This is a genomic window from Nostoc sp. (genome assembly GCF_036919555.1).
In the GTDB taxonomy this organism is placed as follows: domain Bacteria; phylum Cyanobacteriota; class Cyanobacteriia; order Cyanobacteriales; family Nostocaceae; genus Nostoc.
This window is the reverse complement of sequence record NZ_JBALCS010000098.1, coordinates 1-13598: the sequence shown is the minus strand read 5'-3', so window position 1 is coordinate 13598 and position 13598 is coordinate 1. Positions and strand designations below refer to the sequence as shown.

Below are 13598 nucleotides of genomic sequence, written 5' to 3'. Positions count from 1 at the left end.
CTAAATTAGGATCTTAGGCAGAAACTTTCAGTCTATTAATAGTTAGGCTGCTTCAGGTTACTGCTGAGACAGTATTTGGAGGCTATTAGGTGAGGTGATTGATCCCTAACTGCTCACGTATCATCACGATTTGACTCCCATTGTGTCGTCTTCCGTGCCAAGCTGAGAAATGCTTATATTAAGGGCAAGCAATGGTCAATTCACAGCCGTACGCTGGATCGAGCGAGACAACGTGGACTATCCATTAAACCTTGCCGCTGTTGAAAGTTCTACTGCGGAGGATTTGGCTACTCGCTGGCAGGAGATTGCTGCGGATGTTGCATTTTAAGGACTGGGCTTGTATTGTGTTTACTTGTTTATAGTTTAGGTTAAAGGGCATTGCGTCAAGCACTCGATCAGGTGTAGCGATCGCATCTAATAATACTAATCCCATTTGCTTCAAAAAAACAGTGCTACATTAGGAATCTCTTGTTAAATTAGACACTTAATATAGTTAGTATTACACTTGCAATCCTGTGCGTAGGCTTTGCCAGCCCTAGATATTGCTTTACCAGCACCAGTATGTTTTGGTGGATCTTTAAATACAACAACTATAATATTACTCAACAGGATTTACTATATAAATTAGTATAATAATACTCGTTTAAGCATAGTAGATTTTCGGTAATCAACCATGATAGAATTTGCCGCCATTACTTCATTAATTAGTAAATATGCTCCTCAAGCTAGTCAACTAATCATTAAACAAGGTCAAAAAAACGAAGCTGTTAACAAAGTTTTACAGGAATTAGAACTCAATCCTACCCAAATTCCTGATGATGTTGATACTGTTTATGTTTACACTTTGGTAAGGTATGGTGTATTTAAGCCAGAAGCAATTTTAAACCTGTTTAGAGAGAGAGTAATTAAAGATTATTTTTGGGATGCTTACAGTTCTAATACTCCCTTTCAGTTCGTAGATAATACCAAAAAACATCTAAATAAAAATAGCGAACTAAAAACGCAGATAATTAATGCTAAAATTAACTTTTTGGCTGAATTAGAAGAATTTGGGGAAGCTTTTATTGCAGTTGCTAAACAAACGAAAGCCTCACGATATCAGCCTTATCCAGATTGGAATCTAGATGTTTATCCCAAAGATTTTAAAGCATTAATTTTTGAAAAAACTCGCTTATTTTGCGGTCGTGATTTTGTTTTCAAGGCGATTCAAAAATTCTTCACAACTCAGCCTAAGGGCTATTTTACTGTGATTGGGGATGCAGGGATGGGTAAAAGTGCCATTGTTGCTAAATATATTTTAGCTACTAAATTTCCTTGTTATTTTAATGTTTTCGCAGAAGGACGCAATAAACCAGAAAAGTTTTTAGCTAGTATTCGTCAACAGTTAATTAAGCGTTATTCTCTCCAAAATGCAGACAACGCTGATTTAAGAACTTTACTGCAAAAAGCCAGTGAAGAACTAAAAGGACAAAAACTTCTAATTGTTGTTGATGCACTGGATGAAGTAGAACAAGAAGGAAATAGTAATCTTTTAGATTTACCTCAAAATCTTCCCGATGGAGTTTATTTTTTATTAACTAGAAGACTTTATAATCAAGAAACAAAACGTTTAACTTTGTCTCCAGATACCCCCGTAGATGAATTAGATTTAACAAAGGGTGATTATACAGCTTTAAGTCGAGAAGATGTAAAAGAGTATATTCACTTATTTTTGAAGAATGATTATAACTTGAGAAGTTGGATTAATGAGCGCAATATTTCTGAAGATAATTTTAGTCAGGAAATAGCTGTTAAGAGTGAAAATAATTTTATATATTTGCGCTATTTATTGCCGGGAATCTCTGAAGGTAAATACAATGATTTAACTTTAAAAGGATTACCACAAGGTCTTCAGGACTATTATACGACTCATTGGAATCGGATGGGGATGGATAATGAATCGAATGAAAAGAAGGTAAAAATACTGTATATATTGGTAGAAAGAGGTGAGCCAATATCCATAAACATGATTGCGGAAATCATTGATGAGGATGAATATGAGGTGAAATCGGTGTTAAATGATTGGGTTGAGTATGTAACACCGAAAGTAAATGAAGATGAACAAAAAACTTACTATAGTATTTATCATCGAAGTTTTCTGGAATTTCTCAAAGGGCAAGACAAACTAGGTAAAGGTCGAAAATTGTTTAGAGAAGTTAATAAGAGTATGGCTAATTATATGGCAAAGGAGATGGAATAAAATGGGGGAAATTGCCACTAAATTAGCCTCAAAATCAGTAGAATTTCAAATTTTTTTTCTCGGTCAATTTCCTAAACAACAATTAAAAGCAGGTAACTCGGAAAAGTATTATCAAACTCTCACAGATTTTGATTTTATTTCTCTGAAAGTTCAATATCCTCAATTTGGAATAGAACCCCTAATTAGGGATTTTTATTTGATTGATGACCCAGAGATATTAAAGAGTTTAGAGGAAGAAGAAAAACTAGACCCCGAACAAGTCAAAACACTCCAATTAATTCAACGTGCGCTACAGTTATCAGCCCATGTTTTGAATCAAGACCCCAATCAATTAGTAGGACAATTATGGGGAAGATTGCAGATTTTTCCCCAGCCAGAAATTCAGAAAATATTGGCAGATGCAGTAGAAAGTAAAAGTGAAATTCCTCGATTTCGCCCCATTACAGCCAGCTTAACCACTCCAGGCGGAAATCTGCTGTGTACCCTGACAGGTCATAACTACTGGGTAAGAGCAGTAGCGATCACCCCAGATGGGAAAAAAGCTGTTTCTGGTTCTTTGGATAAAACGCTGAAGTTGTGGGATTTAGAGACAGGAAAGGAAATCTCTACCCTAACAGGTCATAACGACTCGGTATATGCAGTAGCGATCGCCCCAGATGGCAAAAAAGCCGTTTCTGCTTCTCGTGACAACACGCTGAAGTTGTGGGATTTGGAGACAGGAACGCAAATCTTTACCCTGATAGGTCATAACGACTCGGTAACAGCAGTGGCGATCGCCCCAGATGGGAAAAAAGCCGTTTCTGGTTCTTGGGACAACACCCTGAAGTTATGGGATTTAGAGACAGGAACGGAAATCTCGACCCTGAGAGGTCATAACTCCTCGTTAACAGCAGTAGCGATCGCCCCAGATGGTCAAACAGCCATTTCTGGTTCTGGTGACAAGACGCTGAAACTGTGGGATTTGCAGACAGGAAAGGAAATCTCTACCCTGACTGGTCATAACGACTCGGTAAATGCAGTAGCGATATCCCCAGATGGTCAAAAAGCCGTTTCTGGTTCTGGTGACAAGACGCTGAAGCTGTGGGATTTGCAGACAGGAAAGGAAATCTCTACCCTGACTGGTCATAATGACTCAGTAAATGCACTAGCGATCGCCCCAGATGGTCAAACAGCCATTTCTGGTTCATCTGACAACACCCTGAAACTGTGGGATTTGCAGACAGAAAAAGAAATCTCTACCCTGATAGGTCATAACAGAGCAGTAATAGCAGTAGCAATCACACCAGATGGTAAAAAAGCCGTTTCTGGTTCTTGGGACAACACCCTGAAACTGTGGGATTTGCAGACAGAAAAGGAAATCTCTATCGTGACTGGTCATAACTTTTCGGTAAATGCAGTAGCGATATCCCCAGATGGTCAAAAAGCCGTTTCTGCTTCTGATGACAAGACTCTAAAGCTGTGGGATTTGGAGACAGGAAAGGAAATCTCTACCCTGATAGGTCATAACGAATCGGTAAATGCAGTAGCGATGCCTACGGCGGGCGATGCCAACGCCCCAGGTGGTCAAAAAGCCGTTTCTGGTTCATCTGACAACACCCTGAAACTGTGGGATTTGCAGACAGAAAGGGAAATCTCTACCCTGAGAGGTCATAACAGCCGAGTAGAAGCAGTAGCTATGCTTGCGGCGGACGGAGCGAGCGCCCTAGATGGTCAAAAAGCTATTTCTGGTTCATCTGACAACACCCTGAAACTGTGGGATTTGCAGACAGGAAAGGCAATCTCTACTTTTACTGGTGACAGTCCTATAAATTGTTGTGCTATTTCCCCAGATGGATTCACGATTATAGCAGGAGACACATCAGGGCGTGTTCATTTTCTGCGCTTGGAAGGGGATTCAAAAAATGAATAACATCACCCAAAATCCAATCAATATTCCCAGATATCCCCTAGAATTTGAGCAAATCATTACTGCAAAAAACCACAACTTTGTCGGTCGTGAATTTGTCTTTGCTGCTATCAACAACTTTATCAATCAATATGACCGGGGCTACTTTACTATTATCGGTGAGCCTGGGATTGGGAAAAGTGCTATTCTTGCCCATTATGTCAGCCAAAATCCCGGAGTTGTTTATTACAATGTGGAAATTGCGGGTAAAAATCACGTTGAGGAATTTCTGACGACGATTTGCACTCAATTAATAGAAATTGCCCAAAATCAAGGTAATAAAAATGTAACCGTTAATTTTCCTGATTCTAGCACAGAAGGCAGTGGCTTCTTATCATTGTTACTGCAACAAATCAGCGATAGATTACATCCTGATCAACGGTTAATTATTACAATCGATGGCTGTGATAGGATTGATATCAACAATCAACCACGCGGCTCAAATATTTTCTATTTACCTCGTTATCTGCCGGAAAAAGTTTATTTTATCCTTACTCGTCGTCCTTTTTTGACAGATAAATCAGGTTTATTAATTGAAAACCCAGTCCAATCTTTAGATTTATTAGCCTACTCGGAACAAAATCGCACTGATATCCAGGAATATATTAAATATTATTTAAATGAATCATGTCATTCGGAGCGTAGCGTTAGCAAAGAGAAGAATCCCGGAGATGTTTCGCTCAACATGACAGAGCAAAGTTTTGATGATCATGAAACTAATTTTCTGTATGTTAGGGAAATTTTAGCAGCTATTAATGAAGATATTTACCCGCCAAATTTACAACTTTATTACCAAAATCATTTAGACAAAATGAATTTAGCAACCAGTAAACAGCAAACAATGGCTTTACAGGTGTTAAATATCTTAGTTCAAGAGGAATCAATATTAATAGAAACGATAGCAGAAAGATTAGATGAAGATGAATATGAAATAAAGGTAATTTTAGACAAGTGGCGAGAGTTTTTACATTTAGAATCAATAGGAGCGGAAATCCATTATAGTCTTTATCATGCTAGTTTTCGTGATTGGTTGAGGCAACAAAGTGAGTCTAAATTATGAGCTTGGCATGGTACTAACCTTTTTTTATAGATTAACCAGTAGGAGTAACAAGCAATTATGCCTAAATATGTAGTCTGGGGAAGTTACTGCGAAGACGTTCTCGAAAAACGCGCCCCCCACCGTCAAGCTCATTTAGACGGATTAGCAAAACAAAAAGGATCCGGTGTGCTGATTACTATTGGTCCCACCAAAGATGTTACAAAAGTTTTTGGGATTTACGAAGCCGAAGAGGAAGCCACCGTGCGCCAGTTAATTGAAAATGACCCCTACTGGAAAAATGGCATCTGGACTGAATATTCTGTCAAAGAATGGATTCAGGCTTTTTGAAGAAGAATTCAGGAGCGGAGCCGGAGACGCTCCGCCGAGGCGTCAGAATCAAGACCACTAACCAAAACTAGCGTAGGTTGGGGAGCTACTGCGCCCTTGCGGTTTCCCGACTTGTCCCTTGCGCGTCTCCCCGCAGGAGTTGCAAGTCGCGTTTGAAGAACGAAACCCAACAATTAACGTTTAATGTTGGGTTTCACTTCGTACCCCTACGGGGATCTTGCTACAAGCCAACCTACAATTATCCTTAACCCAAGCCTATTGTTTTAAACCCGTTTATTCAGACGCGACGCTCGAATACTCGCTATCGCGGACTCGCTCTAAGCGTACCCCTTTGGGGAAGCAAGCTACGCGTAGCGTCTCTAAGAGTTGCTATGCCGTTCGCGTACCCCTTTGGGGAAGCAAGCTACGCGGAGCGTGTCGCACACAAGCCTCTCTAAGAGTTGGCTTTATGCTGCGCTATCCGTCAGTCATCAGAATTTATGCTGAATTCTGATGACTGACGCCAATATTTATGTTTTGATAAATCATTTAAAGCTTCTGGCAGCAATACTTGACTACTTCGGTCTTTGTCAAGTGCAAATTCATCCCGCCTTTATACAACGTTAAAGATTGAGTAAAGGTTAAATAAAGCACAATGTTTCTCAGTAATATAAACTATACTTATATTTGTTAAGACAATCTACCAATAAGTTTTAACACTTACAACCAATGTTAAAAATAAATCTTAAGTACGTAATAGTTTTGGCAATCGTGGCATTCTCCAGTTTTCAAGGGGAAGCAAAAGCCGATTCTAGTCAAATACTGGGAAAGGCGTATGACTTCGGGGTCTTGGGTGGCTCGACGGTGACTAATACTGGCCCGTCCCTGATCACGGAATCTCTGGGTGTCAGCACAGGTTCTTCAGCCACTGGCTTTTCTCCAGGGATCGTGAACGGAACGATATTCACATCTGATACAGTCGCGGCTCAGGCTCAGGTGGATAACGCAACTGCGTACAATAAGCTAGCAAGCTTGATTCCCAATAAGGACTTGACTGGTCTGGATCTGGGTGGACTCACGCTTACACCTGGCGTCTATTCTTTTAGCTCATCGGCTCAGTTGACAGGAACACTCACGCTCGACAATCTAGGCGACCCCAATGCGCTCTTCGTTTTCCAGATAGGCAGCACGCTCACCACCGCAAGCAACTCGTCTATTCTTACGACCAACGGTGCCGCTCCCAATGTGTTTTTCCAAATCGGCAGCTCCGCGACTCTCGGTACTGGCACTCAGTTCATGGGAAATATTCTAGCGCTCACGAGCATCACCCTGACTACTGGCGTAAACATTGAGTGCGGTAGAGCCTTGGCGCAAAATGGTGCCGTGACGATGGATACCAACAAGGTTTCCAACGCCTGCGATACGAAGCCACAGGAAATGGCAGTGGTTCCAGAACCTGACTTATCACTTGGTGTTCTCGGCTCCGGGCTGGTAGGTCTGTTGTTCGCCTTCAGGAAAAGATTTAGAAAAGGGTGGTAGGTTGCAAATAGTTTTTTGAAATACTTGATTGGCAAAGAGCGTAGCAATCTATGGTAGAAAAAGATCAGCCCGAATTGTCAATAAGACTTATCTGTTGAAAATTTACCAGTATTTTACCAAAAGCATAATAATAATTAAATAGAGGGGGATGAGGCGAGCGACGTTCGCCTCATCTCCCTTTTGCCATACCCGATTATCATTCTTATTAAGAGGTTGTTTGAAAAGTCTAATTTATCGGAAATCGAAGGGTTTAAGACCTGTACCATTCTTTATCTTAACCTCTCACCAATGCCCTACTCTCCACCTATGAAAATTTGGCAGGCTGATTTTTATCGTCGTCCGTTACCAGATGCATCTGGACAAATTTTATGGGAATTGTTGATTTGTGATGCAACTCGCAGCTTTAAATATGAAGCTACCTGTCTACAGTCAGCAGCAAATTCTAATTGGGTTACGGCTCAATTTGAGTTAGCATCTGGCGGCAAATTGCCAGATGTAGTTCAGGTATTTCGTCCTCAGTCATTAAATTTAATTGAGGCGGCTGGACGCAATTTGGGTATTAATGTCGAACCTACTCGCAACACTTTGGCACTGAAGCAGTGGTTACAAGAAAAGCAATATCCCTCAACGCTGGATAAACCGCCCCCAGCACCATTATCAGAAAACCTCTGGGGAGAACAATGGCGTTTTGCGACTCTAGCTGCTAGTGATGTAGAAACGAGATTTAGCGATCGCCCCATTCCCATTTTACACATACCAGAACATCTCAAACCGATCAATTTGGGTTTGGCGTCAACAGTATCCGTCCCTGGTGTGGTAATTTATGGTGGACGGCAATCGATGCTTTTAGCACGGTGGTTGCAGCAAGTTCGTCCTGTAGCGTTAAACTACATATCTGGCGCACCGGATGGCTTAATATTAGAAGCTGGCTTGGTGGATAGGTGGATTGTTGCCACTTTTGAAGATCCAGAAGTTACAACAGCAGCCCAAGCATTTGAACAACGGAAACAGCAAAGTCGAGGATTGCATTTTTTGTTAGTGCAACCCGATGATTCTGGGATGACTTATAGCGGCTTTTGGTTATTGCAGACAGAAGATTGATATTAATTACCAAAAATATTGTTCTGTTTATTGAGTGAATTTTGAATTGTTTATGACTCTTAGCCAATTTCACCCCTATCTTTCTCCAGAAGCATACCTGGAAGCTGAAAAATCCAGCCTGAATAAACACGAATATATTCAAGGGCAAATTTATGCAATGTCAGGGGCAAGTGATGCCCATGTGACAATTACAACTAATCTCATTGCCCTCTTGAGAAATCATGTTCGCGGTACAGGTTGTCGCCTTTACGCTACAGACATGAAAGCTCGTATTGAATCACTAAATATTTTCTATTATCCTGATATTCTGGTTACTTGCGACCAAAGAGATATAAAGTTTGAATATTTTAAACGTTACCCCTGTTTAATTATTGAGGTTCTTTCTCCATCCACAGAAGCTTTTGACAGAGGAGATAAATTTATTGACTATCAAGAATTAGAAACATTTGAAGAATACGTCTTAATCAGTCAAACCCGCCAGCGTGTTGATTATTTTCGTCGCAATGCTGAGGGAAGATGGGTTTTTTCTAGCTATAAAGCAAATCAAGAATTACAGTTAACCAGCGTAAACTTTGCCTGTTCCTTAGCGGACATTTATGAAGATGTGTCCTTTCCCGAAACTTTTAATCCCACTTCCCTTTAATTTCTATAGCTAAAAAAATAGACTAAGGCGATGTCTAACGACAAGCGTCAACCTACGTAGAGACGCGAAATTTCGCGTCTCTACACGCTATATAGGTAAGGTGCATAGATTCGGCAAATTATATGATGATAAAATCATACTAAAGAGTAATACTAAAAATTAATATAGATGCTGAAAGTCACAATTACCCTAGAAGAAGACATTCTGCGATTTGTAGATCAGTATGCACAGGGAAATCGTAGTGCATACATCAATACACTGCTGGCAGAACACCGCCGCCGAATTTTGGCAGCAGAAATGATTGCAGCCCTCAAGCAAGATGCTGAAGATCCAGAATATCAAGCTGAAATTACTGCTTGGGATAGTGTTGTTGGGGATGGCATAAATGCCAGGGAGTAATTTAACTTATCGTCGGGGAGAAATACGTTGGGTGAATCTTGAACCAACAGTGGGGGCTGAAGCAAAAAAAATCCGCGCTTGCTTGATTGTGCAAAATGACATCATGAATCAGTATGGATTGCTGACAATTGTCATGCCATTTCGACCCGGAAGTAAACAAGCCCCCTACGTTGTGAATGTGAAAGCAACACCAAATAATGGACTAGACCAAGACCGTTTTATTGATGTTGGGCAAATTCGTGCTGTTGACCATAGTCGTATTTTGGGTTTGGTGGGTGTGCTGGAGTCAAAATACTGGGAACTTATTTATACAGCTTTAAATGTAGTTCTGGGATTTGTGGTTTAAGGGTGTTAGGGAATAAAAATAGAGATTAAAGTGAGGCGATGTCTGACGACAAGCCGCAACGCATCTACACTTTTCTGTAATTAGCTTTGTAATCAGAATATTGCTTTTATATTTGCGTGTATTAATTATTTAGAGTATATTTATCTACTAATTATAAATTTACTAGCAAGCAGGGTGAGGAAGCGATGTATTACGACAATCAGGTACAGGTCTACGCACTCAGCTAGTTGTATGGGCTGGGAAAAGGCGATTAGTCTATTATATTTAAGGGAAATAGCAATTTTATGGGTCTTATAGACAAATTTGATGAATTTCAACGTAATTCAGCTGAACTAACTACCAAGGAAATCTTCACAACTTTGATTCAGGCTAATCAGTATGTTGGTGAAGTATATTCCATCAGCTATGAAACAGCCTTGGTTCAAATAAATGATTTCCATCGTATGCAAGTAAGTGGTATTCCCAGCCTTAGCTTCCTAATTGCTACTCGTGTCAATCCAGAAGAAGCTATCGATTACAAGATTGAAGATGCATCTCCATTACTATTGCGTGTTATGGATGCTGCACCACTTCCTAATGCTTTTGAAGCTGAAAGGGTGCGAGTGGAAGCAGCTCAAAGAGCGAGTAGGGAAGATACATATACGCACTGGGATAGTCAAGATATGATGGACTTTCAAACTCATCAACTCCTCTCCTATGCTGGTGTCAAATGTAAAGTTATTGGAACCTTCTTTTTAGATCAAATTTCGGATAGTGAAGTAGAAGAATCATTGGTATTACGTTTTGGTAGTGACATTTCAAATTATTATCCTAATAGAGGTTTAAAGGTTTTTAAACTTACAGACCCAATAAAACACAATAACGTTTTCATAATCACTTCCTGAGCCACAGCTTTGACTACATTAATACTCACAGAATTTCCTAGTTGATGGTAAGCCTTATCATCATTGAGATGAAGTATAAAACCATCAGGAAAACCTTGCAGCCTTGCAGCTTCTCGCGGAGTTAGTCGCCGTACTCTCTGATTGTGATAAACTCCCAATCTATTAGCATCACTAGCAACCAATGTTACCGAAATCTTATTTGGATCTACAAACTTATAAACTTCAAATGAAAAGTTACCCGACAGAGGTTTATATTTATCATTAATAAGTTTTAAATATTTTTTTGTAACTAGCGAATTCAAAATGTTCCCTAAATTTGGATGTTCAAAAAAACTAGCTATTTGCTCCTGAGTTAATAGTTTGCCATCTTGTTCTTGTCCAAATTCTTTATTCCGTCTCTTTAATATGAAACGGTTCATTAGTTCAATTTCCTCGGCACTACATTCCCCACGCAATCCTAAATCCCGGGAATGAATAGAGTTTCCACCCCGATAATCAATCAGCCTTATCCCATGTAAGCGATTTAAATCATTATTAAATATTCGTTTAAAAGCATTGACAAACTTTGGTGAGCAATTATATTTTTCATCTGGACTACTTTCCAAAATGTCGGCAACAGTCACAGATTTTTGTGGTGAAGAAAACAAAGATAACTGCTGAGGATTATATGAATGGGAGTCTTTAGGCCCCACGTCAGAAATTAATTCAAAAGTGGGAGAAGCATCTAAAATTCCTACCAGATAAATGCGGACACGATTTTGCGGTAATCCAAAGTTTGCACTGTTGAGTAAAAAAGCATGAAAACTATAACCTCTTTTTTGAATTTCATACTTAATTGTTGCTAAGGTTCGCCCTTGATCATGACTATAAAGCCCTCGGACATTTTCAAAAATAAAAGCTTGTGGTTTATAGGTATCGAGTAATCTTGTTATTTCAAAAAATAGCGTTCCTCGTGTATCAATAAAGCCTTCTTTTTTGCCAGCATGAGAAAAAGACTGGCAAGGAAACCCAGCTAATAAAAATTCATGTTCTGGTAGTTGATCAATTAATCGAATGTCACCTAAAGCTTTTTGACCAAAGTTTTTTTCATAAACTAATTGAGCATCTGAATTGATTTCGCTGCTGAAAACACATTCACTTTCTATATTTAAAGAATCAGCCGCCTGTTCAAAGGCTAATCTAATTCCTCCTATTCCTGAAAATAAATCCACAAACCGAATTTTCTGCATAAATATTAAGTTACTTTTATCGTAAAGTTAAATTGACTGTTTAATAGCTGAAGCATTTCACCGCCAAAGTCAGCTAGCACAAGTAAATGTTTTAGAAATAGATTTGCTGACATATTTGAAGAATTAATAATTTGAAATAATCCCTCCAAACTAGACACATCAACGCTCAAAATGGCAATAAATTGGTCTTGAGTTTCAATGAGTTTTGGTATTATGCTAAGTTCAGCTTCTTGTCTAGATAATTCTGAAGGCCAAAACATAGAGGCTAACTTACGCAGTTCCTCAACGGTTCTCTGATAATTTTGATTCAGCATAGTAAGGGTAGGTATTGCCCAAAAAATGTGGAATAGGTGCAATATTATTTTACGGTTTAAGTTATTTTATTAGATAATTCATACAGATAATTATTAATGCTAGGCTTGTTCTAGCTCCCCAACGCACCTTCTCTTAGAGGAAAGTGGGGGGAGGAAGCCCGATCGCTCCATGCATAGTAGCTTCGCGCACTGCATTTTAAGCCTAGTGTTTACTGCTGGAATGCTTGTATAGTAATACTTTTAGGCTAGCATGGCTTTGGTGTCACGAACCATCAGATTACCCTGCTACCACCAAGGTGCGTAGGCGTAGCGTGTCAGAAGACATCGCTTCCACAGTAGCGTAGCTTATCACACTCTTGAAAAAAAGGGTCGGGTAATAAATTATTTACTGTTCTATCAAATTAACGTTGTTAAGTAACTCAGCAGGTGTAGTTCTCACCTTCAGGCTGTGTTAGATATTGTGACGCAAAACAGGAGTATAAATACGTTGCGAAGGCTTTCTCCAGAATCTCCTCTATTTATTCTGTTAATCATTATTAGTTTTCTAGTAGTAACTTTGTCAACTTGGTTATCATCTAAACCATTCGTTTTAAAACCATTTGGGATTAACGATATTATCCAGCTACTAACATTACAGTTATTTATTTCTTTGTTATTAGAGCGTTCTTTAGAAGTTTTTATAACTACTTGGCGTGGTCCATTTATCGAGCAATTAGATATTAGTCTTCAGCAAGAAAAAGCTCTAATATCTGAGAAGATAAAACTTATGGAAATCCAACAAAAACAGGTTCCCTCTTTGGAATCAAATCAAGTCAGTGGACTACCGCCTGAAGGAATGAGTTTAGAACAGCAAATCATCCAAAACTTTACACAAAATCAACAAGATTCATTAAAAATTTTCAAGCCACAAACTGATGATATAAATGAAAAAGAGCGCCAAAGAACAGCCTATAAATCTGATACGCGAACAATTGCTCTATGGACATCCCTTTTATTCGGTCTTTTAATTAGCGCAATAGGTGTTCGCTCAATAGAGCCACTTCTAGTTATTGATTTAGATAATCCCATACAAGTAGTTATTTTCCGTTGTTTAGATGTATTTCTGACAGGAGGTTTAATTGCAGGAGGTAGCGAGGGAATCCATAAGCTCATAAAAGTTTTTCTCGACTTTATGGAAGCTACATCTAAACAAATCAAAAATCAGGGATGATCTTGATTTCAAAATATTGAGAATTGTGACTCGATCAGCAATTTTGATCGCGATCGCACAAACAATAGTCATAAGATTAATAGCGCTACGATCTCTCCCGAATGTCCAAGTAACGCTTAAATTTAGGTTGTACTGAAGTGCAAGGGGTAAATTGCAATTCCTGCTTTGGATAAATCACACTTAGGAACCTGGATTAGATAAAATGCAAAACTTCATCCTGTCTTACGATCCCTCTCCTTTATAAGGAGAGGGATTGAGGGTGAGGTAAGCCAGGGACATGTATGTTATTTACAGCAGTTTGCGATCAAATTCACCACAAAAAAAGCTATCTAATAGGCTCAAAAAACAGACCACAATGATTAAACCAATTTAGAGCATTTTCA

General features: G+C 39.2%; 14 protein-coding genes. 11 read left to right on the top strand and 3 right to left on the bottom strand.

Annotated features, from left to right (window positions below; translation table 11 throughout):
* Nucleotides 1-244 precede the first annotated feature (244 nt).
* Nucleotides 245-433: a hypothetical protein gene (locus V7K36_RS27295; protein ID WP_335120810.1), complete on the bottom strand. Its 189-nt coding sequence runs from the start codon at nucleotides 431-433 to the stop codon at nucleotides 245-247.
* A 240-nt stretch (nucleotides 434-673) separates the two neighbouring features.
* Here V7K36_RS27295 and V7K36_RS27290 point away from each other — a divergent pair, with 240 nt between their 5' ends.
* The 10 genes from V7K36_RS27290 to V7K36_RS27245 all read left to right on the top strand — a co-directional run bounded on the left by V7K36_RS27290 (nucleotide 674) and on the right by V7K36_RS27245 (nucleotide 10462).
* Nucleotides 674-2239, top strand: a complete 1566-nt coding sequence (locus V7K36_RS27290) for an ATP-binding protein (RefSeq protein ID WP_335120809.1) — start codon at nucleotides 674-676, stop codon at nucleotides 2237-2239.
* Between the two features lies 1 nt (nucleotide 2240).
* Nucleotides 2241-4148 (top strand): WD40 repeat domain-containing protein, encoded by a 1908-nt coding sequence (locus V7K36_RS27285; RefSeq protein ID WP_335120808.1) that lies wholly within the window; start codon nucleotides 2241-2243, stop codon nucleotides 4146-4148.
* A complete protein-coding gene (locus V7K36_RS27280; protein WP_335120807.1) occupies nucleotides 4141-5244 on the top strand; it encodes an ATP-binding protein in 1104 nt (367 codons plus the stop codon). Before V7K36_RS27285 ends, V7K36_RS27280 begins: the two co-directional genes overlap by 8 nt.
* A gap of 57 nt (nucleotides 5245-5301) precedes the next feature.
* Nucleotides 5302-5571, top strand: coding sequence for a YciI family protein (locus V7K36_RS27275; RefSeq protein WP_335120806.1), 270 nt, complete (start codon nucleotides 5302-5304; stop codon nucleotides 5569-5571).
* Between the two features lie 708 nt (nucleotides 5572-6279).
* Nucleotides 6280-7089: an ice-binding family protein gene (locus tag V7K36_RS27270; protein WP_335120805.1), complete on the top strand. Its 810-nt coding sequence runs from the start codon at nucleotides 6280-6282 to the stop codon at nucleotides 7087-7089.
* 306 nt (nucleotides 7090-7395) lie between these two features.
* On the top strand, nucleotides 7396-8190 hold the full coding sequence (locus V7K36_RS27265) for a Tab2/Atab2 family RNA-binding protein (protein WP_335120804.1): 795 nt from the start codon (nucleotides 7396-7398) through the stop codon (nucleotides 8188-8190).
* Nucleotides 8191-8242: 52 nt separating this feature from the next.
* Complete coding sequence (locus V7K36_RS27260; protein ID WP_335120803.1) at nucleotides 8243-8833, top strand: Uma2 family endonuclease; 591 nt, start codon at nucleotides 8243-8245, stop codon at nucleotides 8831-8833.
* 168 nt (nucleotides 8834-9001) lie between these two features.
* The gene (gene mazE, locus V7K36_RS27255) at nucleotides 9002-9232 is read left to right on the top strand and encodes a type II toxin-antitoxin system MazE family antitoxin (RefSeq protein WP_335120802.1); all 231 of its coding nucleotides are present in this window, start codon (nucleotides 9002-9004) and stop codon (nucleotides 9230-9232) included.
* Nucleotides 9219-9578 (top strand): type II toxin-antitoxin system PemK/MazF family toxin, encoded by a 360-nt coding sequence (locus tag V7K36_RS27250; RefSeq protein ID WP_335120801.1) that lies wholly within the window; start codon nucleotides 9219-9221, stop codon nucleotides 9576-9578. The genes mazE and V7K36_RS27250 overlap by 14 nt, the downstream gene beginning before the upstream one ends.
* 284 nt (nucleotides 9579-9862) lie before the next feature.
* Nucleotides 9863-10462 (top strand): hypothetical protein, encoded by a 600-nt coding sequence (locus tag V7K36_RS27245; protein WP_335120800.1) that lies wholly within the window; start codon nucleotides 9863-9865, stop codon nucleotides 10460-10462.
* On the opposite strand, the gene dcm is transcribed toward V7K36_RS27245, so the two are convergent.
* Both dcm and V7K36_RS27235 read right to left on the bottom strand, forming a co-directional pair.
* Nucleotides 10384-11691: a DNA (cytosine-5-)-methyltransferase gene (dcm, locus tag V7K36_RS27240; RefSeq protein ID WP_335120799.1), complete on the bottom strand. Its 1308-nt coding sequence runs from the start codon at nucleotides 11689-11691 to the stop codon at nucleotides 10384-10386. The genes V7K36_RS27245 and dcm overlap by 79 nt on opposite strands.
* A 5-nt stretch (nucleotides 11692-11696) precedes the next feature.
* Nucleotides 11697-12005 carry a hypothetical protein gene (locus V7K36_RS27235; RefSeq protein ID WP_335120798.1) on the bottom strand — a complete coding sequence of 103 codons (309 nt, stop codon included), beginning with the start codon at nucleotides 12003-12005 and terminating at the stop codon, nucleotides 11697-11699.
* Between the two features lie 556 nt (nucleotides 12006-12561).
* On the opposite strand from V7K36_RS27235, the gene V7K36_RS27230 reads away from it, so the two are divergent.
* Complete coding sequence (locus tag V7K36_RS27230) at nucleotides 12562-13215, top strand: hypothetical protein (RefSeq protein ID WP_335120797.1); 654 nt, start codon at nucleotides 12562-12564, stop codon at nucleotides 13213-13215.
* Nucleotides 13216-13598: the final 383 nt, after the last annotated feature.